This window comes from Amycolatopsis arida, assembly GCF_900115565.1.
GTDB classification, from domain to species: Bacteria; Actinomycetota; Actinomycetes; order Mycobacteriales; family Pseudonocardiaceae; genus Yuhushiella; species Yuhushiella arida.
The window spans coordinates 26,310-51,484 of record NZ_FOWW01000015.1; the positions used below are offsets into that span (position 1 = coordinate 26,310).

27 protein-coding genes and 1 pseudogene are annotated in these 25,175 nt (G+C 73.6%); 10 read left to right on the plus strand and 18 right to left on the minus strand.

Annotated elements, in window-relative coordinates:
• The first annotated feature begins 216 nt into the window (after positions 1-216).
• Complete coding sequence (locus BM051_RS27535) at positions 217-444, plus strand: hypothetical protein (protein ID WP_483398197.1); 228 nt, start codon at positions 217-219, stop codon at positions 442-444.
• Between the two features lie 187 nt (positions 445-631).
• Here BM051_RS27535 and BM051_RS27540 read toward each other — a convergent pair whose 3' ends face one another.
• Both BM051_RS27540 and BM051_RS27545 read right to left on the minus strand, forming a co-directional pair.
• Complete coding sequence (locus tag BM051_RS27540; RefSeq protein WP_092536818.1) at positions 632-1,282, minus strand: LysE family translocator; 651 nt, start codon at positions 1,280-1,282, stop codon at positions 632-634.
• 65 nt (positions 1,283-1,347) lie between these two features.
• Positions 1,348-2,355 (minus strand): RNA polymerase subunit sigma-70, encoded by a 1,008-nt coding sequence (locus BM051_RS27545; RefSeq protein ID WP_092536821.1) that lies wholly within the window; start codon positions 2,353-2,355, stop codon positions 1,348-1,350.
• Between the two features lie 156 nt (positions 2,356-2,511).
• Between BM051_RS27545 and BM051_RS27550 the strand changes: the two genes are divergently transcribed.
• On the plus strand, positions 2,512-3,159 hold the full coding sequence (locus tag BM051_RS27550) for a TIGR03086 family metal-binding protein (protein ID WP_243859900.1): 648 nt from the start codon (positions 2,512-2,514) through the stop codon (positions 3,157-3,159).
• Here the strand turns inward: BM051_RS27550 and lnt are convergent.
• Complete coding sequence (lnt, locus tag BM051_RS27555; RefSeq protein WP_243859899.1) at positions 3,128-4,654, minus strand: apolipoprotein N-acyltransferase; 1,527 nt, start codon at positions 4,652-4,654, stop codon at positions 3,128-3,130. The genes BM051_RS27550 and lnt overlap by 32 nt on opposite strands.
• 136 nt (positions 4,655-4,790) lie before the next feature.
• Between lnt and BM051_RS27560 the strand changes: the two genes are divergently transcribed.
• From BM051_RS27560 to BM051_RS27575, 4 genes are all read left to right on the plus strand, one after another.
• Entirely contained in the window at positions 4,791-5,114 is a 324-nt protein-coding gene (locus BM051_RS27560) for a DMT family transporter (protein WP_092536824.1), read from the plus strand.
• Positions 5,115-5,238: 124 nt separating this feature from the next.
• The gene (locus BM051_RS27565; RefSeq protein WP_092536827.1) at positions 5,239-5,820 is read left to right on the plus strand and encodes a cysteine hydrolase family protein; all 582 of its coding nucleotides are present in this window, start codon (positions 5,239-5,241) and stop codon (positions 5,818-5,820) included.
• Between the two features lie 12 nt (positions 5,821-5,832).
• Positions 5,833-6,738, plus strand: a complete 906-nt coding sequence (locus tag BM051_RS27570) for a GlxA family transcriptional regulator (protein ID WP_092536830.1) — start codon at positions 5,833-5,835, stop codon at positions 6,736-6,738.
• A 204-nt stretch (positions 6,739-6,942) separates the two neighbouring features.
• On the plus strand, positions 6,943-7,476 hold the full coding sequence (locus BM051_RS27575; protein ID WP_092536833.1) for an SPW repeat protein: 534 nt from the start codon (positions 6,943-6,945) through the stop codon (positions 7,474-7,476).
• An 11-nt stretch (positions 7,477-7,487) separates the two neighbouring features.
• Here BM051_RS27575 and BM051_RS27580 read toward each other — a convergent pair whose 3' ends face one another.
• Entirely contained in the window at positions 7,488-8,150 is a 663-nt protein-coding gene (locus tag BM051_RS27580; RefSeq protein WP_092536836.1) for a hypothetical protein, read from the minus strand.
• A 131-nt stretch (positions 8,151-8,281) separates the two neighbouring features.
• Here BM051_RS27580 and BM051_RS27585 point away from each other — a divergent pair, with 131 nt between their 5' ends.
• Complete coding sequence (locus BM051_RS27585; RefSeq protein ID WP_134046415.1) at positions 8,282-8,728, plus strand: hypothetical protein; 447 nt, start codon at positions 8,282-8,284, stop codon at positions 8,726-8,728.
• A 194-nt stretch (positions 8,729-8,922) separates the two neighbouring features.
• The gene (locus BM051_RS27590; protein ID WP_092536842.1) at positions 8,923-10,404 is read left to right on the plus strand and encodes a SulP family inorganic anion transporter; all 1,482 of its coding nucleotides are present in this window, start codon (positions 8,923-8,925) and stop codon (positions 10,402-10,404) included.
• A gap of 49 nt (positions 10,405-10,453) precedes the next feature.
• On the opposite strand, the pseudogene BM051_RS30190 reads toward BM051_RS27590, so the two are convergent.
• The 4 genes and pseudogenes from BM051_RS30190 to BM051_RS27610 form a co-directional block, all read right to left on the minus strand.
• Positions 10,454-10,618, minus strand: a pseudogene (locus BM051_RS30190) (extracellular solute-binding protein); the annotation flags it as partial.
• Positions 10,619-10,673: 55 nt separating this feature from the next.
• Positions 10,674-11,204, minus strand: a complete 531-nt coding sequence (locus BM051_RS27600; protein ID WP_279587075.1) for a phenolic acid decarboxylase — start codon at positions 11,202-11,204, stop codon at positions 10,674-10,676.
• On the minus strand, positions 11,201-12,751 hold the full coding sequence (locus tag BM051_RS27605; protein ID WP_092536848.1) for an aromatic amino acid ammonia-lyase: 1,551 nt from the start codon (positions 12,749-12,751) through the stop codon (positions 11,201-11,203). Before BM051_RS27605 ends, BM051_RS27600 begins: the two co-directional genes overlap by 4 nt.
• A gap of 240 nt (positions 12,752-12,991) precedes the next feature.
• On the minus strand, positions 12,992-13,828 hold the full coding sequence (locus BM051_RS27610) for a S1 family peptidase (protein WP_092536851.1): 837 nt from the start codon (positions 13,826-13,828) through the stop codon (positions 12,992-12,994).
• A 307-nt stretch (positions 13,829-14,135) separates the two neighbouring features.
• On the opposite strand from BM051_RS27610, the gene BM051_RS27615 reads away from it, so the two are divergent.
• Both BM051_RS27615 and BM051_RS27620 read left to right on the plus strand, forming a co-directional pair.
• Positions 14,136-14,483: a hypothetical protein gene (locus BM051_RS27615; RefSeq protein ID WP_092536854.1), complete on the plus strand. Its 348-nt coding sequence runs from the start codon at positions 14,136-14,138 to the stop codon at positions 14,481-14,483.
• A gap of 46 nt (positions 14,484-14,529) precedes the next feature.
• Entirely contained in the window at positions 14,530-15,849 is a 1,320-nt protein-coding gene (locus tag BM051_RS27620; protein ID WP_092536857.1) for an ROK family protein, read from the plus strand.
• Between the two features lie 139 nt (positions 15,850-15,988).
• Here the strand turns inward: BM051_RS27620 and der are convergent, their stop codons facing one another.
• From der to mbhE, 10 genes are all read right to left on the minus strand, one after another.
• Entirely contained in the window at positions 15,989-17,422 is a 1,434-nt protein-coding gene (gene der, locus BM051_RS27625) for a ribosome biogenesis GTPase Der (RefSeq protein ID WP_092536860.1), read from the minus strand.
• A complete protein-coding gene (locus BM051_RS27630) occupies positions 17,419-18,078 on the minus strand; it encodes a lysophospholipid acyltransferase family protein (RefSeq protein ID WP_243859898.1) in 660 nt (219 codons plus the stop codon). The genes der and BM051_RS27630 overlap by 4 nt, the downstream gene beginning before the upstream one ends.
• Positions 18,075-18,776, minus strand: coding sequence for a (d)CMP kinase (gene cmk / locus BM051_RS27635; protein WP_092536863.1), 702 nt, complete (start codon positions 18,774-18,776; stop codon positions 18,075-18,077). Before cmk ends, BM051_RS27630 begins: the two co-directional genes overlap by 4 nt.
• Positions 18,777-18,867: 91 nt before the next feature.
• On the minus strand, positions 18,868-19,281 hold the full coding sequence (gene mnhG, locus BM051_RS27640; RefSeq protein WP_341770887.1) for a monovalent cation/H(+) antiporter subunit G: 414 nt from the start codon (positions 19,279-19,281) through the stop codon (positions 18,868-18,870).
• On the minus strand, positions 19,278-19,544 hold the full coding sequence (locus tag BM051_RS27645) for a monovalent cation/H+ antiporter complex subunit F (protein ID WP_092536866.1): 267 nt from the start codon (positions 19,542-19,544) through the stop codon (positions 19,278-19,280). Before BM051_RS27645 ends, mnhG begins: the two co-directional genes overlap by 4 nt.
• On the minus strand, positions 19,541-20,098 hold the full coding sequence (locus tag BM051_RS27650; protein ID WP_243859897.1) for a Na+/H+ antiporter subunit E: 558 nt from the start codon (positions 20,096-20,098) through the stop codon (positions 19,541-19,543). Before BM051_RS27650 ends, BM051_RS27645 begins: the two co-directional genes overlap by 4 nt.
• A 1-nt stretch (position 20,099) precedes the next feature.
• Complete coding sequence (locus BM051_RS27655; protein WP_092536872.1) at positions 20,100-21,632, minus strand: Na+/H+ antiporter subunit D; 1,533 nt, start codon at positions 21,630-21,632, stop codon at positions 20,100-20,102.
• Positions 21,629-22,096, minus strand: a complete 468-nt coding sequence (locus BM051_RS27660) for a Na(+)/H(+) antiporter subunit C (protein WP_092536875.1) — start codon at positions 22,094-22,096, stop codon at positions 21,629-21,631. The genes BM051_RS27655 and BM051_RS27660 overlap by 4 nt, the downstream gene beginning before the upstream one ends.
• Entirely contained in the window at positions 22,093-22,647 is a 555-nt protein-coding gene (locus BM051_RS27665) for an MnhB domain-containing protein (protein ID WP_092536878.1), read from the minus strand. Before BM051_RS27665 ends, BM051_RS27660 begins: the two co-directional genes overlap by 4 nt.
• Positions 22,644-25,130, minus strand: a complete 2,487-nt coding sequence (gene mbhE / locus BM051_RS27670; protein WP_424923317.1) for a hydrogen gas-evolving membrane-bound hydrogenase subunit E — start codon at positions 25,128-25,130, stop codon at positions 22,644-22,646. The genes BM051_RS27665 and mbhE overlap by 4 nt, the downstream gene beginning before the upstream one ends.
• Positions 25,131-25,175 lie beyond the last annotated feature (45 nt).

Genomic DNA, 25,175 nt, shown 5'->3' on the forward strand with positions numbered 1-25,175 from the left:
GCACCAAACAGAACCGCCTTTTCTGCGGGTTCTCCGTTTTCGCTGGTAGGAGGCATGTCCGGTCCTCACTGGCAGTGAGGGGTCAGGGTTCGAGTCCCCTCAGCTCCCGCAGCCGGACGACCTCGCACAGCCTGTCCTCGGGCAGCACCTCTGCCAAGACCTGGTCGATGCCCACGTGCCGGACGATGGCCTCGGCGGCGCGACGGCCGTGCCGCTCTGGACGTCTCGGTGATCAACGGCGAGTCCGTGCCGATCGAGGAGTCCGTGCCGATCGAGGCAGGACCCGGCGCCGAGGTGCTCGCCGGGTCGATCAACGGCACCGACGTGCTCGAAGTCGCCGTTACCACCACCGCCGGGGACAACTCCCTGGCCCGGGCCGGCCTCTCTCGGGTCGGTGTTTCGCCTCGAGTGGCGCCCGGGCTCGGGTGGACGGGTCAGGAATAGCGTCGCGGGTCACCGGGGCCGAGGCGCACCGCGTCATCGGAGAGGGCGGCGCCAGCTGGCTCAGGCTCACGAAGGTGGGGAGCACTACCGGCGGCACCGAACGGCTCCTCACCGCTGACATCTCGCGTTGACCTGGACCGGACGCGGCCCCTTCCCGGGACCACCGACGCCACGGAATGACGAACGCTCAACGGCTCTCCGTGGCCATCCGCAGCCCGAGGGCGACGAGGACGGTGCCGCTGATCGCGTCGAGCCGGCGCCGGACCGTCGACCGGCGGAACCACCCGCTGGCCCGGCCGACCACGGCCGCCAACGTCAGGTACAGCACCACCTCGATGGCCACCTGCAATACGGCGAGCACCGCGGTCGTGGTGAACAACGGCCACCCCGCCGGCACGAACTGCGGATAGAACGCGATCACGAAAGCGGCGGCCTTCGGGTTCGCCAACATCACCAGCGCGCCCTCACCGAACGCCTTCACCCAGCCGCTCGCCGAGTCGACCGGCGACCCGGCACCGGAGTCCGGCAGCACCCCGCTCCCGCGGGCGCGCCACGCCGAACGCCACGCCTTGATCCCCAGGTACAACAGGAACCCAGCGCCGACGACGCGCAACACGAGGAACGCGACCTCCGAAGCGGCCACCTTCGCCGCCAACCCGGCGGCGGCGAACAGCGCCCACAGGTACAGGCCGGCCTCGAGCCCGAGCACCGTCGGGACGGCACCGGCGAACCCGCGTACCGCGGCCCGGCGCAGGATCAACGCCATCGCCGGGCCGGGCGAGGCCGAGATCAGGACCACCGCGACGACGAACGCGGGCATCATGCCGACAAGATCCATGACGCATCCTGGCCGCCACACGGGTTCCGGCTCAACCGGATTGATGGCCGGCGGTGGCGCCGCGGTCAGCCAGCTGTTCCGGACAACCCGAAGCGGCGCGGCAGATCGTCGCCGAGGAACCACGTGACGGTGCGGATCCGGTCCACCTCCAGGGTCAGCACCAGCAACCCGGCAGGATGCGCCGTCGAGCCGCCGGGCTCGGTGAGATGGCAGCCGAGCGCCGGCTGCGTGTTGGCGCGGGTGGGAGTCAGCCGGAAGCGGCGGCGTCCACGCCAAGTCGTGAACATGGTGAGGAAGGCCGCGATCGCGGGCGGGCCGTGGTACTCGTGGGGCGCCGGTGGCATGACCAGCCACGCGTCGTCGGTCAGCAACGTGACGACGCCGTCGACGTCGCCGCTGGTGAACGCGTCGGCGAACCGCCGGGTCAGGTGTCGCTCCTCCGGCGAGCCCGGGAGCGGGACACGTTCGGGATCGATGGTGTGGCGGCGCTGGTCCAGTCGGGTGCGGGCGCGCTGCAGGGCGCCTTTGATCGCGGTGGCGCTGGTCCCCAGCATGTCGGCGACCTCCGCCGTGGAGAAGCCGAGCACGTCACGCAGCACGAGGGTGGCGGCCTGGCGTGGCGGAAGGTGCTGCAGTGCCGCGACGAACGCCAGCTCGACCGCCTCTCTGGAGTGGTAACGGGTTTCGGGCCCCGGCGCGTGGTCCGCGACCCGATCCAGCATCGTGTCCGGGTACGGTTGCAGCCAGGTCGTGTCACCGCGGCGAGTGGGCTCGGGCGGGTCGAACGGGGGCACCGGCTCGGGTGGACGACGTCGCCCGGCTTCGCGCAGCGCGTTGAGGCAGCGGTTGGTGGCGATGCGGTACAGCCACGTCCGCACCGATGCTCGGCCGGCGAAACCGGTCAGACCGCGCCATGCCGCGATCAGGGTCTCCTGCAGCACGTCCTCGGCATCGGTCAGCGACCCGAGGATCCGGTAGCAATGCAGCCGCAGCTCGCGCCGGTACGGTTCGGTGAGTTCGCGAAACGCCTGCTCGTCCCCCGCCCGCGCGCGGTCCAGTGTGTCCTGACTCACCGCCGCATCCTCCCATGGCACCCACCCGCGCAGGGATCCGTTCGGCCCCGGACCGTTCCGTTCCGGGAGCCGGCGGTGTCTCACCAAGCGAAGGACGCGACACGCGCCTTCAGCACCCCGGGAGCACGAGACACCAACCCACGGAAGAAGGCAGCAGTGAGCGACGCCATCCACCCGACGCCCATCGACGATCTCACCGCGGTCCTCGCCGTCGTGGGCGACCTGGTCGCCACCGTCCGGCACGACCAGTGGAGCACGTCCACCCCCTGCCCGGAGTGGGATGTCCGCGACCTGGTGAACCACATGGTCATCGGGAACCGCCTGTTCGCCGCCATCCTGCGCGGCGAGGCGGCCGTCGCGCCCGGCGTCCTGGACCCCGCGACGAGGGACGCACTCGGCGATGACCCCGTGACCGCCTACCAGGGCGCCGCCGAGGACCTCCTCGCCGCGTTCCGGCAGCCGGGCGTACTGGACGAGGTCTTCCAGGTCCCCGCCGGGGCCGTCCCCGGCGTCATCGCGGCACACCTGCGCGCCGTCGAGGAACTCGTGCACGGTTGGGACCTGGTTCGGGCGACCGGCCAGCGACTCCGGGTTTCCGACCACGTCGTCGAGCGGCAACTCGAGTTCACCCGCGGCACGCTCGCTGACATCCCACCGGACCGGGCCCCGTTCGCACCACCGCAACCGGTCCCCGGCGACGCCTCGCCCCTCGATCGGTTGGCCGCCCTCCTCGGCAGGCCCGTCACCGCAGTGGATCGACGACCACGCCCGTTCACCGGCGGCTCCCCCGCCACCGGCGGCTGACCGAGCTCGACCGCGGGTCGAGCAGTGCGAGCACGACCAGGAGCACGATGCCCGTCGCGGTGATCGCGCCGGCGGTGATCGGGACCCAGTCACCCCATCGGACGTAGGGGGTGGTCTCCTCGTACAACGGCACATCCACCACGAAGATCCCGTGCTCGTCCGGCGGGACCCAGGCCAGCCGCTCGCCCCGCGCGTCGAACACCGCGGACGTGCCGCTCAGCTCCACCAGGACGGCGGAACGGCCGGACTCCACCGCCCGGACCGCCTCGGCACTCGCCTGTTGTGGCTGTGCCCACGTTCCGTGGAACGACGTGAGCGAGCCCTGGACCACCGTGACGTCGGCGCCCAGCCGAACGAGCTCCCGGCGCAGGTCGGGAAAGATCGACTCGTACGAGATCAGCGGGCCCACCCGTGCCCCGCCGGTCCGCAGTATCGCCGGCGCCTCGCCCGGGGCCCTGTCCTCCTCGGCGATCCCGGTGTCCTGGAGCAGCTCACCCAGCAGCGGCCGCAACGGCACGTACTCGCCGAACGGAACGAGCCGCCGCTTCTCGTACGTGCTCACCAGCCCGCCGGGCCCGTACTGCTGCGTCGTCTTCCGGATCCGACCGTCCGTGGCTCGCGCGTCGACGTTGACCAGCACATCGCTTCCCACGGTCGCCGCGACCTGGCGCAGCAGGGCCACCGTATCGGGGCGGCGCGCCGGGTCGAACGGCATGCTGCTCTGCCCCCAGACCACCACGTCCTGCCCGCGACCCGCGGCCCCGCGGGTCAGGTCCAGATGCGCGGCGACGCGGTCGTCGGCACCGTGCACGACGCCGGGCTGCACCCCGACCACGCGAACGCTGCCGGTCGTCACCGGGTCCGGCCGGAGCAACCCGTAACCGACCGCGAAGGCGGCGAACACGACGGCGAGCCCTCCCCCGAGCAACCGCGCCGCCCGGCCGGTACCCGGAAGGACCATGGCGGCGAGCCCGACGTTGACCGCCACCAACACGAAGCCGAGCAACCACACGCCACCGAGCGAGGCCACGGCCAGCACCGGCCGCACCTGCCACTGGGTCAGCCCCAGCAGGCCCCAGGCGCCCCCCAGGTGCTCCCACGAACGCAGCGCCTCGACGCTGACCCAGACCGACGGCAGCACCACCGCGGCCGTGGCCACCCGTGCCGCGGAGGGTTCGCGCAGCAGGCGGTACGACGCCAGCCCGAACGGCACCCACACGACACCGGCGACGGCACCCATCACCAGAGCCAGGACGCCCACGTGCGGCAGTACCCAGTGGAACAGGGTGAGGAAGAACCCCACCGCGGCGAGCGAACTCCGCCACGCGGCCTCGCCGTACGAGCCCGCACGTCCGGACAGCAGCACCAGCGGGACCAGCCCGACCCACCCCAGCCACCACGCGCCGGCGGCGGGGTACGCGAGCGCCAGCAGGCAACCGGACGGCAGCGCGAGCCCGCGCACCGCCCAGCGACGCACCCGGCCGCCGACAGACACTCCGGCAAACTACCTCGGGGACTCATCGGCGCCGAGTGAGCACCCCGGATACCCGCCCGTGGCCGACACCAACCATCGCCGCGCCCTTCGTGGCCGGCCTAGACTGGGTTCACGGTCTACTGTGGAGGAATATCGGATGATCTACGTGTTGCTGGCCGCGGCCATCGTGTCCGAGGTGGTGGGCACGATCAGCCTCCGGCTGTCCGAGGGCTTCAGCAAGCTCGGATACTCGGCCGTCGTGGTGGTCGGGTACGCGACCGCGTTCGTCCTGCTCTCCCAGGTGCTCAAGCGCGGCATGCCGGTCGGGGTGGCCTACGGTGTCTGGGCCGCGGCGGGGGTCGCGCTGGTCGCGGTGGCCGGTGCGCTGTTCCTCGGGGAGAGCCTGACGTTGCTCCAGGTCGGCGGGCTGGTGCTGGTGGCCGGCGGGGTGCTCGCGCTGGAGCTGGGCGCGGCGCACTGACCCCGCCGGGGTCGTCGCCGGCCTTCTCCAGCGCCTTGGCGTTCTCCACCCATGACCGGATCGTTCCGCCGCCCGGCCCGACAGTGCCTGCCGACCAGCGCAAGGGCCGCGCAGGATGGCGGGCATGAACCGTGCGCTTCTCGGAATCGACCTCCAGGAGTCCTTCCGCCGGCAGCCCCGCTGGGCCACCGTGTCCACACCGGACATCGCCGAACGGGCCGGCCAGCTGGTGCAGTCCGCCCGTGCCGCCGGTGACCTGGTCGTGTGGGTGCTGCACGCCGAGCCGGACACCGGCACGGCGTTCGATCCCGTCCTCGGCCACGTCCGGTTGATGCCGGGTCTCGACCCCGCGGCCGGCGAGCCGGTCCTCACCAAGACGTCCCGGAACTGCTTCACCACCACCAACCTGCAGCAGCTGCTCACCCGGCGCGGCATCCGGGAGCTCGTCGTGTGCGGAATCCAGACCGAGCAGTGCTGCGAGACCACCGCCAGGCTGGCCGCCGACCTCGGCTTCACCGTGACCTTCGTGACCGACGCGACCGCCACGTTCCCCATCCCGCACCGCGACGCGCCCGCCGACCGGCCGGTGGCGGAGCTGCTCGCCGACCCGCGGACGCTGCCCGCCACCGACGTCGTCCAGCGCACCGAGTACGCCCTCGCCGGCCGGTTCGCCACGATCGCCCGGCTCGACGAGCTGACCGGGTAGGCTGACCGGATCGTGCCCACCGTCGCCTTCCTGCTCGCACCCCGGCTGCACCTGCTGGACCTCGCCGGGCCAGCCCAGGTGTTCTCCGGCGCCGCCGACGCCGGCCACCACTACACGTTGCGGTACGTGGCGGAGCGGCCGGACGTGCCCACCGCGCAGGGGCTGACGATCCACGCCGGGACCGAGTGGCCGCGGCTGACCCCCGAGGACCTCGTGATCGTGCCCGGCTGGCGGGCCCGGCGGCTGGTCGGCTCCAGCGGGTTCGGCGCGGCGACCCTGCGCCGGCTGCGGGAGCACCACGAGGCGGGTGGCACGGTCGCCAGCGTGTGCGCCGGCGCGGACGCGCTGGGCCGGGCCGGGTTGCTGGACGGCCGGCGCTGCACCACCCACCACCAGCTGCAGGACGAGCTGGCCGCCCGGCATCCCCGGGCGCGAGTGGTGCGCGACGTGCTCTACGTCGTCGACGACGGGGTGGCCACGTCGGCCGGCATCGCCAGCGGCATCGACCTGGCGTTGCACCTGCTCGCCACCCGACACGGACCGGCTCTCGCCGCGCGGGTCGCCAGGGCGATGGTCGGCTACGCCCGGCGCAACGGTGACGAGCCACAGGCCAGCGCGATGCTGCGGCACCGGTCGCACCTCGACGACGTGGTGCACCGAGTGCAGGACCTCATCGACGCCCGGTTCACCGAGCGGCTGCCGCTGGCCGAGTTGGCCGGCTCGGTCGGCTGCGGCGAGCGCACCGTCACCCGGCTGTTCACCGCCGCCACCGGGATCACCCCGCTGCGCTATCAGCAGGCGCTCCGGGTGGAGCGCGCCGAGCACCTCATCGGCCGCGGCGCGACCGTCGAGTCGGCGGCGCACGTTGTGGGCTTCGCCGACGCGCGCATGCTGCGGCGGCTGCGAGCGCGGACCTGACCCGCCCCGGGGTGGCTACGGCAACCTCGGTTGCCGTTCCCTCGACCCCAGTGTCACGACTGGGTAACGGTGACCCGGCACGCGGTTCGGCGCGCGGCACCCGGGGCAGCCGGAGCCTGGGTGGCGCGGCCAGTGCTGACCGCGCCAGTGCCGGGCCGATGACCCGGCACCCCATGCCCAGCCGTCGAACCAGGGTCGAGACCGATGAACCAACCACGCCCGGACCCCCGGCACCCCGGCCTCACCGGCCCCGCCGACACCGATCGGGAGCCGTGGCCCGACGAGCGGCCAGGGTTCGCCTACGATCCCGCGTCCCTCACCGCACCCCGTGAGGACCCGGCCGTGGCCAGCCTGCCCAGCGCGCTGGTGTTCCTGGCCGGGGTGTGGCTCGCCGCGTCGCCGTTCGCCCTCGACTACGTCGGGACCAGCGACGTGAGCCACTGGACCGACATCGTGCTCGGCGCGGCGATCGCGGTGACCGGGCTGGTGCGGACCACGGCGCCGCGGGCACTGCCCTGGTTCAGCCTGGTGAACGTCCTGCTGGGCGCGTGGCTGGTGGTCCTGCCTTTCGTGCTGGGCCCACCGGGGCTCGACACCGCGGACACCAACCGGTTGGCGGTCGGGGTGGTCGTGGCGCTCCTCGCGGCCAGCAGCGCCACTCTCACGTTCGTCCATCGGCGTGGCTCCCCCGACCCGTACGGGGCGCTGCCCGGCTCCGCTGAGGAGCGGCGCTCGTAGTGTCCCGCGGGCTACTCGCCCTTCATCTTCTCCGCGGCCCGGTGGGCCAGCGCGGCGGCCATCACGTTCTCGTCGGGGTCCGCCGTCGGGCCTTCGACGGCGAACCGCAGCCGCTCGGCGTCGGGCGCCGGGCGCCCGAGGTGGTAGGCGGCCGCGGTCTCGGCGTAGTGCTCCCTGGCTCCGGCCACGTCACGCTCGCCGGTGACGATGTCGTGGGCGAGGTTGAGGGTGAGAATGTTCATCGCCTCCGAGTCGCAGCGCGCGCCCAACTCGCCGGCCGTGCGGTCGATCAGGACGCTGCCGTCGAACCGGAGCAGGTCCACGCACGCGTCCGGCGGGACGCGGTAGTCGACGTACTGGCTCAGGAAATCGGTGTGCGTGGTCGGGAAGTGGTGGACGATCTCGTCCGCGGTCAGCACCGTGCGGCGCCACGGGCCGTTGCGGTACCACATGAGCTTCGTCGGGGTGACCTCGTTCGGCGGGCCGTAGCGGGTCAGCAACCGTTCCGCGGTGGTCCGGGGCGCCTGCGGCCAGGCGTCCACCAGTGACTGCACCTCGTCCGGGTTCACCACGTAGCGGGCGCCCAGCTCGGTGCCGCCGTCACCGGTCACCTCGTGCCGCAGGGCGCTCGCCTTCGTCCTGGCCAGTGCCTCCAGCCGTTGCGGGGTGTCCATGAGACCTCCTTCCGTGGCCCACGGATACCCGCTGTCCGGAGCCCACAACCGTGGGCACGCGTGCGTGGTTTCGGCTCACGCCGGCGGGAAAGCCTCCACCGAAGGGACCGCCTGGATCGGAAGGGACACCCATGCCCACCACGCGAACCCGGGGGTGGCGGCGCGGGACGGCAGCGGTGCTGGCCGCGCTGCCGCTCGTGCTCGCCGGCTGCGACGAGGACTCCGCGGGGCCGGAGACCGGCGCCGACGTCGAGGACGTCACCGAGGACGACTACTTCGGCACCAACGAGTACGTCGGTGAGACCGTCACGGTGAGCGCCGCGGTCACCGACGTGATCAACCCGCGTGCCTACGTCCTCGGCGGCCAGGCGTACGGTGACGAGTCACTTCTGGTGCTCTACGCCGAGGGCAACCAGGACGTCCGGGAGGGCACCACGGTGCGTGCCACCGGCACGGTCCGCCAGTTCCGGCACGCCGACTACGTCGAACCGTACGGCCTCGTCGACGAGGGCAGGGTCGCCGGCTTCGCGGACGAGGAGTTCCTGGTCGCCGACCGGATCCAGATCACCCAGTCCTGAGCGCCTTCCGAGCAACCTCGCCGGGGACGGGGACCCGCGAACCGGGTCGTTGATCACATTCCCCGATCACTTCCCTCACGTAAGGGTAGGGTCGGGGACGTTCCGGGTGAGCCCCGCCGGCGCGGCTCCCGGCCCGCTTCCCGTGGTCGCTCCCGTGAGCGTGCCCGTTCACCGCGCTTCCCCGAAAGAGGATGATGTCCCTTCCTGCCGTCCTGCGTGCCCGTCCGGCGTGGTCGTCCCTCCGCGTGCTGCGGGTCGAGGCCCTCTCCGGCCTGGTCGTCGCGCTGGCCCTGATCCCGGAGGCGGTGTCGTTCTCGATCATCGCCGGGGTGGACCCCCGGGTGGGGCTGTTCGCGTCCTTCACCATGGCCGTCACCATCGCCCTCACCGGCGGTCGGCCGGCGATGATCTCCGCCGCCACCGGCGCGATCGCGCTGGTCGTCGCCCCGCTGGCCCGCGAGCACGGGCTGGGGTACCTGCTCGCCGCGGTCGTCCTCGGCGGCGTCATCCAGGTCCTGCTGGCACTGGCCGGCGTGGCCCGGCTCATGCGGTTCCTTCCCCGCAGCGTGATGGTCGGCTTCGTCAACGCGCTGGCCGTGCTGATCTTCCTGGCCCAGCTCCCCTACCTGGTCGGCGTGCCCTGGACCGTCTACGCCCTGCTCGCCGCCGGGCTGGCGATCATGGTCGGGCTCCCCCGGCTGACCAGGGCCGTACCCGCACCGCTGGTCGCGATCGTCGCGCTCACCGCCGTGACCGTCGCCGCCGGCATCGCCGTGCCCACCGTCGGCGACCAGGGCGAGCTGCCGAACAGCCTGCCCGTGCTCGGCATCCCCGCGGTGCCCCTGACGTGGCAGACCCTGACCGTCATCGCCCCGTTCTCCCTCGCCATCGCCCTGGTCGGGCTGATGGAGTCACTGATGACCGCCAAGCTCGTCGACGACCTCACCGACACCCACTCCGACAAGACCCGCGAGTCCTGGGGCCAGGGCGTGGCCAACATCGTCACCGGCTTCTTCGGCGGCATGGGCGGCTGCGCGATGATCGGCCAGACCATGATCAACGTGCGGTCCGGCGCCCGCACCCGCGCCTCGACCTTCCTCGCCGGCGTGTTCCTCCTCGTGCTCGTGGTCGCGCTCGGCCAGGTGGTGGCCCGCATTCCCATGGCCGCGCTGGTCGGGGTGATGATCATGGTCGCGGTCGCCACCTTCGACTGGCACAGCGTCCGCCCGCGCACCCTCCGCCGAATGCCCCGGAGCGAGACGACCGTGATGATCACCACCGTGGCCGTCACCGTCGCCACCCACAACCTCGCCATCGGCGTCGTCGTCGGGGTGCTCGTGGCCACCGTGGCCTTCGCCCGCCGCGTCGCTCACCTGGTCTCCGTCGACAGCGTGCTCGACCCCGACGGCAGCACGAAGATCTACCGTGTGACGGGCCAGCTCTTCTTCGCCTCCAGCAACGACCTGGTCTTCCAGTTCGACTACCCGAACGACCCACCGAACATCGTCGTCGACCTCACCGACGCGCACATCTGGGACGCCTCCACCGTCGCCGCCCTCGACGCCGTCACCACCAAATACGCCGCCCGCGGCGGTACCGTCACCATCACCGGCATGAACGCCGACACCGAACGGCGGCACAGCACCCTGGCCGGCAGCTTCGCCGGATCGCACTGACCGTCCTCACCCCGGAAGGCCGTTGTCGCGGATCACCCTGGCGTACCGACTCCAGTGCCGCGACCTGGCTGGGGAACGTGCCGGCCGCCTCGAACGCGCGCAGCTGCTGCTCGGGCGCGGTGAGCCAGGCGGCCAGCGCGGCGGCCTGCTCGGGGTGCTCGCTCTGCGTGGGCACGGTCAGGTACGACCCGCCCCAGTCGCCGCCACCGCCGGGGACGCCTCAGTGACCGGCGAGGCGCGGTCGGGCGGAGGTGCGGGGATCCGCGGCGCTACCCCGCGGCCAGGCGGGCGGACACCGGGTCGGTGCGCTCGGTGTAGCCGGGTGGCAGGTCCGCGGGAGCCACGGAGATCACCGACTCGTCGTCGGGCCCGCGGTTCTCCAGGAAGGTGATCGTCCCCCACTCGGAGACCACGTCGATCGGATAGGTGGGCCCCCGCTCGCGGTAGGCGAGCATCTCGTCGAGGTGCTCGTTCTGGAAGCACACCGTGCGCTCGGGATGCAGGTGCACCCACCGGGGGAAGAAGATCACCGTGTGCAGCCGTCGCCGGGCCGGCATGGCGTTGACGCTGACCGACGTCCCGGTCGGCTCGGTCCAGGAGATCCGGTACAGGTCCTCGTCCAGCCGGACCAGGTCGACGTGCTGGCCCTTGACCCACCGGCCGGCCACCATCCCGCCGTGGATGCGGTAGTCGACCGTGCCGGAGTTCTTCACGTACAACTCGTACTGCCAGCCGTTGGCATAGGTGTAGATCATGTGCGTGCCGACGAAGCCGGACAGGTCGGCGAGGTCGATGCTCACGGGGCGCTCCTCTCGGACGGATCGTGGGACACGGCCTCGTCAACGCCGAGGATGTCCCCGGCCATCGCGTCCAGCTCGTCGGCGGCGATCCGGACGTCCTCGTCGAGCGGCCGGTCGGGGTCGACCGGCGGGATCACCGCGACCAGCCGGTCGAGTGCCGCCGCGGTGCGCGCGGCCGTCGGCACGCGGGCGCCGACGTGCACGGCCTGGCGGAGGGCCACGGCCAGCGAGCCGTGCAGCATCCGCAGCGACTCCGCGTTGGCCAGCGCGGTGAGCGCGGCGTGCGTGCCCAGCGGCACGACGTCCTGGTTGTGCAGGTTGGTGGGCAGCGTCTGCACGGAGGCGGGAACGGCGGCGCGGCGCATCTCGGTGACGACGGCGGTGGCGGCGAGCTGCACGCCCTGCACGCCGTGCTGGCGACCGGGCACCGTGGCCAGCACCGGCGGCAGCCCGCCGTTGCGGTGCGGGTCGACGAGGAGGTCGAGCTGCCGCTCGGCGAGGTTGCCGGTCTGCGCGGCCACCACGGCGATCAGGTCGGCCACGAACGCGAGGGACTGGCCGAAGAAGTTGCCGCCGTGCGCGACGAGGTCGTGCTCGGGGAAGAACACCGGGTTGTCGCTGACGCCGTTGAGGTCGTGACCGACGAGCTCGCGGCCGTGCCGGATGCTGGCCGCGACCGCGCCGAGCAGCTGCGGGGTGCACCGGATGCTGTAGGGCTCCTGCAGCGCCCGCTGGCCCGAGGGGACCAGCCCCCGCAGGTGCGCGCGCAGGCTCTCGCCGACCCGGGCGGCGTCGGGGTGGCCGTAGGCGTCCAACAGGTGCGGCGAGGCGAACCCCGCGTCGCAGCCGAGCACGTCGGCCAGCAGCGCGGTGAGCAGCACGGCGGTGGCGTGCGAGCGGGTGAGCTGCGCGACCGCGAGGCCGGTGGCCGCTGCCGTCAGCGGGGTGCCGTTGAGCAGGGCCAAGGCGTCCCTGCCGGTGAGCTCCACCGGTTCCAGCCCGGCCGCGCGCAGCGCCTGCTCCGCCGGCATCCTGCGGGTATCGAGGTAGGCGTGGCCCCGTCCTTTCAGAACCTGCACGGCGTGCGCGAGCGGGACGAGGTCGCCGCTGGCGCCGAGCGAGCCGAGCCGGGGCACCGCCGGCGCGAGGGTGGTGCGCAGCACGCCGGCGAGCATGTCCAGCACCCGCATCGACGCGCCGGACCGGCCGTGCGCCAGCGACTGCGCGCGCACCAGCAGCGCGGCGCGGACCACCGCCGGCGGCAGGTCCGGGCCCTGCCCGACGGTGAGGTGGGAGAGCAGGTTCTCGCACTGGTCGGTGTCCTCGCCGCGACCGGCGAAGCCGACCAGCGGGCCGAACCCCGTGCTGGCCCCGTAGACCGCGCGGCCCTCCGCCCGGCAGCGGGTGACGAAGTCCCGCGCGTGCGCCGCACGCTGCCGCGCCCGCGCGGTGAACGACACCCGCACCGGCGCGGCGGCGGTCTCCAGGTCGAACACCGTCAGCCGGCGTGGCAGGACGAAGCCCGCGAACCCGTTCTCGGCCGGCATCCACCCCCCCCGACGGCGAGCGGCACACCCGGGTGCCGCGTGGATCTCACGGTAGGACGCCCCCGGGCTGCCATCAAGCAACGGACGTAGGGCGGACCGGAGTTTGCGCCGAGTTGCCTAGTCGCCGATCCGCCACCGGGCGCGAACCACGAGGCCGTTCGCGGCAGCGGCGACCAGCCCGGTGATCCCGCCCCGGGGTGTCCGGGGCGGGGTCACCGGCGCGGCGAGCACCGGACGGACTCAGCGCCGGCCGGTGTGCTGCTGGATCCAGTCGCGGTGCGCGGGAACGTCGACGTAGCCGGACGGGTAGCGGCCGCAGGTGGAGGTGCGACTGCTGCCGAGGTGGCTGGCCACGCCGATCAGCTCCCAACGGCCGGCCACGGTCCGCACCTGCGGCCCACCGGAGTCGCCGTAGCAGACCCCCGAGTTGCCACCGGGGCTGTCGGTGCAGATCTCCGAGCCGCGGTTGAGCACCTCGCAGCGCGAGGGGTCGAGGATGGTGGTGTCGAGCTCCTGCAAGGTTTCGGGGAAGCAGTTGGGGCCCTGCCGGTTCGGGTCGGGGCAGGTGGTGCCCCAGCCCATGATGCGGGTGCGGGTGCCCACCGGCCCGGCGGCGTCGGCGATCGGGATCGGTGGCGTGGCCGCGGGGCGGGCCAGCCGGATGAGCGCGATGTCGTGGATCAACCGGACCGTGCGCACGTACTCCGGGTGCAGGATGAACTGGGCGGCCGGCAGCACCTCACCGCCCTGCCCCGAGTCGAGCGAGTTCACGCGGACCTGCCACCGCGCGGGGTCCAGCACACGGCGCTTGTCGGTGCCCTCGTGCAGGCAGTGCGCGGCGGTCACCGCCCAGGTCGGGGCGATCAGCGAGGCGCCGCACATGTGCCCGCTCCAGGAGCGGCTCTGCAGCGAGCCCATGAACGGGTAGGACTGGGTGGCGTTCCGCCCGCCGACGATCAGCGGGCGGGCGTCCCCGTCCGTGGTCGGGGGTGGTGCCGCGGCCGCAGTGGACGGGGCGGCGAGGAGGATCGCGAGCAGGGCGGCGGTGAGCACGCCGAGCAGAGGTGGTGTGCGCATGGACACGTCGCTTTCCGTGTTCGTCCGACCCCACCGCGGACCACGATAACGAGTGGTCCGTGACCCGCCCACCTACCAACGGCGGGAAGCGCTCCGCACCGGCGGTCGCGAACGTGAAACTCGGCGCCTCGAAGGCGAATCTCGCCGTCGCGAACGTAGATCTCGCGTTACCTGGCGGGTCATCGACTGGGTGCGTGGTGGGCGGGCACGGTGGAGTCCACACCGGAACGCCAGAACTCAGGGAGGATCCGATGACCACCACGTCCACCACGGTGGACGCGCCGGGAGCGCGCAGACGCTGCGCCTGGTGCTGAGGCTCGACGCCGTGGCCACCGGGGCGCTCGGCGTCCTACTGCTCGTCCTCGTCGGCCGGCTCGACGCGCTGGTCGGCATCCCGGCCGCGGTCGCGCTGCCCGCGGGGGTGTTCGCCGCCGGCTACGCGGTCGCGGTCTGGCTCGTCGCCGCCCGGCCGCGGCTGAGCCCGGCGGCGGTCACCGCGGCGGTCGTCGTCAACGTGCTCTGGGTGGCGCACAGCGTGCTGTTCGTCGTCGTCGGCGCGCCGACCACGCTCGGGACCGTGCTCGTCCTGCTGCAGGCCGCGGCGGTGCTGGGCTTCGCCGCCCTGCAGGCGACCGGCCTGCGCCGCCTCCACTGAGCGGGCCGGCACGCCGGGCGACCGTGGCACCGGCGGCGGACGCCCGATGGGGGATGATGTTGCGGTGCAGCCGCCGCAGACTGGACTCGCCGACCATGTCGACAGCCTCGCGACGGTGCTGGACCTCGTCCGGTCCGGCACCGCGCGGACGAGGCCGGAGATCGGCCGGCGCTCGGGACTGGGCCGGACCGTGGTGACCCAGCGGGTCAACCAGCTCACCGAGCACGGCCTGCTGGAGGAGGGGCCGCTCGGCCCGTCCAGCGGCGGCCGGGCTCCCCGCGAGCTGCGGTTCCGCGCCCACGCCGGGGTGGTGCTCGCCGCGGAGCTGGGCGCCACCAGCGTCGCGGTCGGCGTCACCGACCTCGCCGGGCAGGTGCTCACGCAGGTCGAGGAGCCCACCGACATCGCCAGCGGGCCTGACCAGGTGCTCGATCATGTCGAGGAGCTGTACGACCGGCTGCTCGACGAGGTCAGGGCCGGCACGGCCAGCGGCGAGGTGTCCACCTGGGGAGTCGGCATCGGGCTGCCGGGGCCGGTCGAGTTCGCCACCGGCCGGCCGAGCGCCCCGCCGATCATGCCGGGGTGGGACGGCTACCCCGTGCGGGACCGGCTCGCCGCGCGGTTCTCCGCGCCCGTCTGGGTGGACAACGAGGTCAACACGATGGCGCTCGGCGAACTGCGCGCCGGCTCCGCCAAGGGCCAGTGGGACATCCTCTACGTCAAGATCGGCACCGGGATCGGCGCCGGGCTGGTGTCCGGCGGCCAGCTGCACCGCGGCAGCCAGGGCTGCGCCGGCGACATCGGGCACGCCGCGATGACCGACGACCCCGAGGTCGTGTGCCGCTGCGGCAACATCGGCTGCCTCGAGGCGCTCGCCGGCGGCGCCGCGCTCGCCAGGGACGGCCTCGCCGCCGCCAGGGAGGGCCGCAGCGAGTTCCTCGCCGAGGTGCTCGCCACCACCGGCACGGTCCGCGCCGCCGACGTCTCCCGGGCCGCACAGAGCGGCGACCGCACCTCGGTCGAGCTGCTCACCCGCGCCGGCCGGCTGGTGGGCAGCCTGCTGGCCACCCTGGTCAGCTTCTACAACCCGGCACTGGTGATCATCGGCGGCGGGGTGGCCGGCGCCGGGGACCTGCTGCTCGCCGCGGTGCGCGAGACGGTGTACCGGCGCTCGTTGCCGCTGGCCACCCGGGAGCTGCGGATCGTCCGCTCCACGCTGAGCGACCAGGCCGGCCTGGTCGGCTCCGCGTTCATGGTGATCGACGAGCTGTTCGCGCCCGAGCGGCTGGCACACTGGATCGACCGTGGCTCCCCCGCCGGCGCACCGGAGCTGGTGGACGTGCCGCTGCGCACGCCCGTCCGGTGAGCCCCGCCGGCCCGCGCCGGAAGGGACTCACCCCGCGAGCGGCTGCCCGGTGTACGGCGTACCTGGCTCCCGCTCGACGACGTGCTCGGCGAGGCGGTCCGGCTCGCCGCGGCGGTCCGCACCGCGCCCCGAAAGGGGCTCAGCGCGACTTCTTCGCCGCCCTCGGCTTCTTCTCCCGCACCCGCACGTTGATCCGCACCGGCGACCCGGTGAACCCGAACCGCTCGCGGAACCTGCGCTCGATGAACCGCCGGTAGCCGGCCTCCAGGAAGCCGGTGGCGAACAGCACCAGCGTCGGCGGGCGGATGCCGGCCTGGGTGGCGAACAGCACCTTGGGCTGCTTGCCGCCGCGCACCGGCGGCGGGGTGGCCGCGATCAGCTCGGACAGCCAGCCGTTCAGCTGACCGGTCGGCACCCGCTGGTCCCACGACGCCAGCGCGGTCCGCAGCGTGGGAGCGAGCTTGCGCACCGCCCTGCCGGTGAGCGCCGAGACGTTCACCCGCTCCGCCCACGGCACCCTGACCAGCCCACGGTCGATCTCCTTGGCGAGCTGGTGGCGCCGCTCGTCGTCCACCAGGTCCCACTTGTTGAACGCCAGCACCAGCGCGCGGCCGGCGTCCACCACCATGCTCACCACCCGGAGGTCCTGTTCGGACAGTGGCTCGCTGGCGTCCAGCAGCACGATCGCGACCTCGGCGGCGTCGATCGCCGTCTTGGTGCGCAGCGACGCGTAGTACTCGGCCCCGCTGGCCGTCTGCACCTTGCGGCGCAGGCCGGCGGTGTCGACGAACCGCCAGAGCTCGCCGTCCAGCTCCACCAGCGAGTCCACCGGGTCCACGGTGGTGCCGGCGACCGAGTCCACCACGGCTCGCTCCTCGCCGGCCAGCTTGTTGAGCAGGCTGGACTTGCCGACGTTGGGCTTGCCGACCAGCGCGACCCGGCGCGGGCCGACCGCCCGCTCCCCCTCGCGCGGCGCCTCGGGCAGCGCCGCGATCACCGCGTCGAGCAGGTCGCCGGAACCGCGCCCGTGCAGCCCGCTCACCGGGTGCGGCTCGCCGAGACCGAGCGACCACAGCGCCGCGGTGTCGGCGAGCAGCCGCTGGTCGTCGACCTTGTTCGCGGCCAGCAGCACCGGCCGCTTCGACCGCCGCAGCACCCTAACCACGGCCTCGTCGGTCGCGGTGGCCCCGACCGTGGCGTCCACCACCAGCAGCACGGCGTCCGCGGTGGTCATGGCGAACTCCGCCTGCGCGGCCACCGCGCCCTGCAACCCGGTGGCCCCTGGCTCCCAGCCGCCGGTGTCCACCATGGTGAACCGCCGCCCGCTCCACTGCGCGTCGTAGGCGACCCTGTCCCTGGTCACCCCGGGCACGTCCTGCACCACGGCCTCGCGCCGGCCCAGGATCCGGTTGACCAGTGTGGACTTGCCGACGTTCGGCCGGCCGACCACCGCCAGCACCGGTTGGGCCTGCTGCTCCTCCTCGGCGGCGACCTCCTCGGCCGCCCGCGCGTCGAACGCGGCGAACTCCGACTCGTCGGACCACGTGCCGTCGACGCCGTCAACCTCGGTCATGCGTTCTTCTCTCCAGTACGCGCGCTGGTCGCGCGCTGCTCGTCCACTGTGCGCACCAGCGCCGCCAACTCCGTGCGCAGCCGCTCGGTAGCCGTCACCAACCCGGCGCGACCCGGCCCCACCGGGAGGCCGAACGGCTCGCCGACCACCAGGTCCACCACCGGCCGGAACCGGCGACCGCGGCCGGGTGGCCGCAGGGTTCCCCGGACGGCGACCGGGAGCACCACCGCGCCCGACGCCCGCACCAGCCAGGCGGCGCCGCGCTCGGCGGTGGCGACGTCGCCCGCACCGCGACTGCCCTCCGGGAACACGCCGACCAACCCCCCGGCGCGCAGCACCCGCACCGCGGTGAGCAGCGGCACCCGGTCGGGCTCGCCCCGGCGCACCGACAGCTGGCCGATCCGGCGCAGCAACCACCCCATCGCGCCGGTGAACAGTTCCTCCTTGACCAGGAACACCGACCGGCGCGGCAGCATTCCGAAGATCAGCTGGGGCTCCACCAGCGTACTGTGGTTGGCCACCAGCACCACCGGCCCGGTGCGCGGCACCCGGTCGAGCCCCCGCACGCGGACACTGAAGGCCGGTCGCAGCACGTACCGGGCGATCACCCGGCCCAGGTCGTGCAGCCGGGGGTCGGCGCCCTCCGGCAGCGTCACGACGCGCTTCCCGCCGTGCAGTTCAGCAGCCCGCGCCGGCTGGCCAGCTCGCACAGCGCGACGAGCACCTGGTCGATGGTCAGCTCCGAGGTGTCCACCTCCACCGCGTCCTCCGCGGGGCGCAGCGGCGAGGCGGCGCGGGTGGAGTCCAGCCGGTCGCGCCGGTCGACCGACGCCCTGACGGTCTCCGGGGCGGCCGCGCGGCCGGCGGCCGAGTCCTGGGCACCGCGCCGCGCCGCGCGCACAGCGGGGTCGGCGGTGAGGAACACCTTCAGCCCCGCGTCGGGGGCCACGACGGTGCCGATGTCCCGCCCCTCGACGACGATGCCACCGCCGCCGGCGAGCTCCCCGGCGATGATCTCCCGCTGCCGCGCCACCAGCAGCCGGCGCACCTCGGGCACCGCCGAGACCGCGGAGACGGCGGCGGTGACCCGGTCGGTGCGGATGTCCACGCCCACGTCGTCGTCGCCGAGCCGGGCCAGCGGACGGTGCGGGGTGGTGCCGACGGTCAGCTCGACCTTCCGCGCGACCGTCGCCACCGCCGCGGAGTCGGCCGGGTCGACCCCGGCGCGCAGCACCGCCAACGTCACGATCCGGTACATCGCGCCGGTGTCGAGGTAGCTCGCCCCGAGCTTGGCGGCGAGCTTCCGCGCCACCGTGGTCTTCCCCGTCCCGGACGGTCCGTCCAACGCGACCACGCCTCGTAGGGCTCCCGCCACCGGCCGTTCTCCTTCGCCTGGTCCTGCCTGTCCGCAGCGCCCCATTCTGCCCGGTGGGTCCCGGCCGCCCTCAGTCGGCAGGGTCGGCGGGGCGCTCGCCGTCCCCGCCGGTGCGTCCGGCCCGGTCGGCCTCCTCGGTCCGCAACCGTTCGGCCAGCGCGTCGGTGCGCAACGTCCCCCACGCCACCGCGCCGATCTGGTAGGCGGCCCTGCCGAACAGCTGCGCCAGCACCGGCGCGGTGATCACCTGGAACAGCGCGACCAGCGCGATCCCGGCCGCGTAGCGCGGCTCGACGCGCAGCGCCGCGCCGGCGAGCACCAGCAACAACCCGAGGGTCTGCGGCTTGGTCGCCGCCTGCAGCCGGCTGAGCAGGTCCGGAAAGCGCAGCAGGCCCACCGTGCCGACCAGGCACAGCAGCGCGCCGGACAGCAGCAGCACGGCGGAGGCGACGTCCGTGATGGTGCCCACGGTGCCCGCGCTCACCGGTGCTGCTCCCGCCGCTCGACCAGCCGCACCGCGCTGACCGAGGCGACGAAGTTGAGCAACGCCACCGCCACCAGCAGCGCCAGGTTCAGCCCGCGGCCGGTCCTCGCCATGTCGGTGGCGGCGCCGGCGACGATCAGCACCAGCACGACGTCGAGGGCGAGCAGCCGGTCCAGGCTCCGCGGCCCGCGGAGCATCCGGACCAGCGCCGCCAGCCCGGCCACCGCGAGCAGGGTGAAGGTCAGTACGAACACCACGGTCATGTCTTCTCCCGTTCCGCGCCGGCCAGCGCTCTGGCCCTGGCCGCCGCCTCCTGGGCCTCCGTCCTGCTGCCGAGCGCACCGGCGACCCGGACCTGCAGCACAAGCGCGCCGGCGCGGTCCCGGTCGAGCCGCTCGGCCGAGTCGACCCCGAGCAGGTACACGTAGAACACACCGCGCTCGCGATCGATCTGTAGCACGAACGAGTCCGGGGTGAGCGAGATCAGGTTGGCCGCCGCGACCACGAGATGATCGCGGTCGGCCAGCACCGGCACGGCGACCACCGCGGCCCTGGCCGCGGGGCCGTAGCGCAGCGCCTCCCAGGAGATCCGGACCGAGGAGGTGGCCAGGTCGCGCAGCACGTAGCCGGCCAGCGCCAGCAGCCGCAGCGGCCGGACGAGGGTCAGCGACCGGGTGGGCAGCGGGAACAGCAGCACCACGGCCAGCGCGACCACCAGCCCGGCCAGCAGCACCGCGAGGTCGGCGCTGCCCCACAGCAACGCCCACACCAGCACGAGCCAGAGCACCAGCCCGACCGACACCCACCGACGACGCACCTCACTCACCTCCCGCGCCGAGCACGGCCGTTCGATACGCGCCGCGGTCCAGCAAATCGGTGGCGGCGCGTTCGCCGAGGTCGGCCAGCGGGCCGGCGAGCACCGCGACCGCCACCCCCGCGGCGACCAGCGCGCCGGTGGCCAGCACCATCGGCAGGGCGGTCGCGCCGGTGCCGACCTGCAGGTCGTCGTGCGGGTCCGGGTCGGGGCGCGGGGTGAATGACCGGCCCCAGAACACGCCGACCCACACCTTCGCCATGACGTAGAGGGTGAGCAGGCTGGTCAGCACGGCGCCGGCGGTGACCAGGTAGGCCGTCGCCGTGGCGACCTGCGTCCCGGCCTGCAGCAGCGTGATCTTGGCGACGAACCCGGAGAACGGGGGGATGCCCGCCAGGCTCAGCGCGGGCACCGCGAACAGCGCCGCGACCAGCGGGTAGGCCCTGGCCAGCCCCGACATGTCGCACACCGACACGGTGCCGCTGTGCCGCGTCACCAGCCCGCTGACCAGGAACAGCGCCGCCTGCACGACGATGTGGTGGACGATGTAGAGGATCACCCCGGTCAGCCCGGCCACGGTGTACAGGGCCAGCCCGAACAGCATGAACCCGATGTGGCTGACCAGCAGGAAGGACAGCAACCGGTTCAGGTCGTTCTGCGCGATCGCGCCGAGCACCCCGATCAGCATCGTGGCCAGCGCGACCACCAGCAGGAACACCGAGCCGGTGTCGCCGGGGAAGACCAGCGTCTGGGTGCGAATGAGCGCGTACATGCCGACCTTGGTGAGCAGGCCGGCGAACACCGCGGTGATCGGCGCCGGTGCCGTGGGGTAGCTGTCCGGCAGCCAGAAGTGCAGCGGCACCAGTGCCGACTTGATCCCGAACACCACGACCACGAGCAGGCCGAGACCGGTTCGCGCGCCCGAAGAGAGCTCGGCCACCTTCGCCGAGAGGTCGGCGAGGTTCACCGTCCCGGTCGCGGCGTAGACCAAGGCGACCATGCTGATGAACAGCAGCGACGACGTGAGGCTGACGATCACGTAGGTCATCCCCGCGCGGATCCGCGGGCCGGTGCTCCGTCGGGTGATCAGCACGTACGACGCGGAGAGCATCACCTCGAACGCGACGAACAGGTTGAACAGGTCGCCGGTCAGGTAGGCCAGCGACACCCCCGCGCACAGCACCAGGTACATCGGGTGGAACGCGGTGGACGTGGTGGCCCGGCCGAAGTCGGTGATCCGCTGGCCGATCGCGTACAGCAGCACCGCGAGCATGACGCCGGTGGACACCAGCAGCAGCAACGCCGACAGCCGGTCGGCGACCAGCACGATCCCCCACGGCGGCGGGTAGCCGCCGACCCGCAGCACCACCGGACCGCCTCGGTCGGCCGCGACCAGCAGGACGGCCGCGACGGTCGTGGTGGTGACGAGCACCGCCACCCCGAGCACCCGCTGCACCGCGGGGAGCTGCCGGGCGACCAGGGTCAGCGCCGCCGCCAGCAGCGGCAGCAGCACGGGTAACGCGACGAGTTGGCTCATCGGCGCCCCTCCCGTCGATCAGCCGGGTCGGCGGTGCCAGTGCTGTCCTCGTCGTCGTCCTCGTCCTCGTCCGCGCCGCCATCGGTGAGCTCGTCCGCTCGGGCGGCCTCCTCCCGCGCGCGGATCCGGCTGTCCTCGACGTCGTCCCGCACCTCGTCGTGGCCGAGCAGCACCCACGCGCGGTAGGACAGCGCGAGCAGGAACGTGGTGAGCCCGAAGGTGATCACGATCGCGGTGAGCGCGAGCGCCTGCGGCAGCGGGTCGGCCATGTCGGTCGGCTCGGCGACGCCGAGGAACACCGGCTCGCCCGGAGGCCCGCCGGCGGTCTGCAACAGCAGGTTGGCCGCGTGCCCGAGGATGACGACGCCGAGCACCACCCGCATCAGCGAGCGTTGCATGAGCAGGTGGAAGCCGACCGCGTAGAGCACCCCGAGCAGCACGGCCATGGTCAGCGAGATGGTCATCGCGCTCCCCGCTCCCTGGCGTGCTCCAGCACCCTGGCCTCGATCCCGGCCCCGAGCGTGCGCAGCAGGTCCAGCACCACGCCGAGGATCAGCAGGTAGACCCCGATGTCGAAGAGCTGGTTGGTGCTCACCTTCAGCTCGCCCAGCAGCGGGACCCGGGGGTGCCACTCGGCGCTGGTCAGTACGGGAACGCCGAGCAGCGCCGGTACCAGCGCCACGGCCACGGTGACCACCAGCCCCAACCCGATCAGCACCGGCGGGCGGATGATCATGGCCGCGCGCAGCTCGGCGCCACCGCCGGCCAGGTAACGCAGCACGAAACCGAGCCCGGCGACGAGCCCGCCGCTGAACCCGCCGCCGGCGTGGTGGTGCCCGGCGAAGACCAGGTACACCGACACCAGCAGCACGGTGGGGAACACCAGCCGGGCGGTCACCTCGAGCAGCAGCGAGCGCGGCCGCCCGGCCGCGTCGTCGCCCTCGGTCAACAGCCACCGCTCGCGCGGCTGGTCCCACTCGGTCCACGGCCCGCGGCCGCGGTCGATGCCACTCATCGCCTCCGCTCCCTCGTCGGCACCTCGGCCCGGTCCTCCTCGCCGGCCGGGTGCTGCTCGTCGTCGGTCGGTCCCGGCCGGTGGGCGCGGTGGAGCAGCAGCGCGAGGCTGGCCGCGCCGGTCGCGGCCACCGCCAGCACGGTGATCTCGCCGATGGTGTCCAGCGCGCGGAAGTCGACCAGGATGGCGTTGACGACGTTGCTGGCCCCTGCCTCCTCCCCGGCCCTGGCGACGTACTCCTCACTGGCCACCGGCGGCTCCCGCCGGCTGCCGGAGAACAGCACCGCCATCAGCGCCATCAGCACGCCACCCGCGCCGGCGATCAGCGGCTTGACCGGGACCCGGTCACCCGCCGCACGGCCCCGCCCGAAGGTCCGCGGGAAGCGCCGCAGCACCAGCACGAACACCACCAGCGTCAACGACTCCACCAGGAACTGGGCGAGGGCGAGGTCGGGGGCGCCGTAGATCAGGAACAGCCCGCCGATGCCGAACCCGACCAGCCCGGTCAGCAGCACGGCGGTGAGCCGCTGCCGGGCGCGCACCACGGTCAGCGCGGCCAGGGCGACCAGCAGCGCCAGCGGCAGTTGCAGCGGGGTGTCCCAGACCCGCACCCCGTCCGGCCACACCGCGCCGACCAGCAGGCCGGCACCCGGCACCAGCACCACCGCCGACAGGATCACCCCGAGGTAGACGGGCAGCGAGCCGACCTGGGTGCGGGCGGTGACCGCGCGGGCCAGCCACTCCAGGCCGCGCACCGCGCCGCGGTAGCCCTGCTGGGCGCGCACCGGCGAGAGCGGGGGCACCGCCACGACCGCCCGCCCTGCCCGGTACAGCAGCGCGCCGAGGACCAGCACGGCGGCCGACAACAGCAGGGTCGGCGTCCAGCCGTGCCACAGCGCCAGGTGGTAGGGGTGATCCGTGGGATAGGCCGCGGCGTAGCCGGCGGCCAGCGGCTCGACCAGCCCGGGTGCCAGGCCGAGCCCCAGGCCGGCCACGGCGGGCAGCAGCACCGGCCCGGTGAACCCCACCCCGGGTCGCGACGCCCGCACCGGCTCGCTCCCGGCGCGGGTGCCGAACGCGCCGACGAGGAACCGCAGGGTGTAGCCGACGGTCAGCACCGAGCCCACGGCGAGCCCGGCGAGCACCAGCACGTCGACGACCGCGCCCGAGCTGAACGCCTCGAAGGCGGCCTCCTTGCCCACGAACCCGAGCAGCGGGGGAAGGCCGGCCATCGAGGCGCCGGCGAGCGCGGCGCCGCCGGCCAGCACCGGCCAGCGCCGGCCGAGCCCGGACAGCTCCCGCAGGTCCCGGGTGCCGGCCCGCTCGTCGATCACCCCGACGGTGAGGAACAGCGCCGACTTGAACAGGCCGTGCGCGAGCACCATGGCGGCCGCCGCCACCGCCGTGACGTGCCCGCCGGCGCCGGCGAGCACGGTCAGGAAGCCGAGCTGGCTCACCGTGCCGAACGCGAGCAGCCGCTTGAGGTCGTGCTCGCGCAGCGCGCGGTACCCGCCGAGCAGCATGCTGCCCAGCCCGACCACCACCACCGGCACCCACCACACGGCGAGGTCGGCGAACCCCGGCGCGAGCCGGGCCACCAGGTACACGCCCGCCTTCACCATCGCCGCGGCATGCAGGTAGGCGCTCACCGGCGTCGGCGCCACCATCACCACCGGCAACCACGGGTGGAACGGGATCTGCGCGGACTTGGTGAACGCGCCAAGCAACACCAGCAGCAGCGCCACCGGCACCACGCCACCGCGGGGCGGGTCGGCCAGCAGCGCCGAGATCCGGAACGTGCCGGCCGCGGTGCCGAGCAGGATCAACCCGAGCAGCATCGCCAGGCCCCCGGCGGCCGTGACGAGCAACGCCTGGGTGGCCGCCCGCCGCGCCGCTCGGCGCTCGCCGTCCTCGCCGATCAGCAGGAACGAGCACACCGTGGTGAGCTCCCAGCACACGTACAGCGCGAACACGTTGTCGGCCAGCACCAGGCCGAGCATCGCGCCGGCGAAGACCAGCAGCACCGCCGCGTTCCGGCCGATCCCGGGCTCGCCCGGGTGGGCGTAGCTGGCGAAGTAGGCCAGCACCACGGCGCCGACCCCGGACACCAGCACCACCATCAGCAGCGCGAGCGCGTCGAGCCGGACTACCAGCTCCAGCCCGATCGCGGGCGCCCACCCGAGCGACTCGGTCAGCGCGCCGTGCGGCAGGTGCGGCACGGCCATGACGAGCGCGAGCACCAGGGTCGCCGCCGGGACCACCGCCCCGACGAGGAACGCCGCGCGACCCCAGCGCCGGGCGAGGAGCGGCACCACCAGCGCCATCGCGAAGTGCGCCGCGATGGCGATCAGCATCCGGAGGTCACCGCCGTTCCCGCTCGCCGGGCCCGCCGGCCCGTCGGACTTGGTCAGGTCTCGCCGGCCCGCCTCGCCGGGCTCGGCGGACCAGGAGTCGGCGAGTACCCGGCTCCGCCCGTTTTGCAACGTCCGGCGGGGTGTGACGTGATCAGTAATCGGCGGCGACGGTTA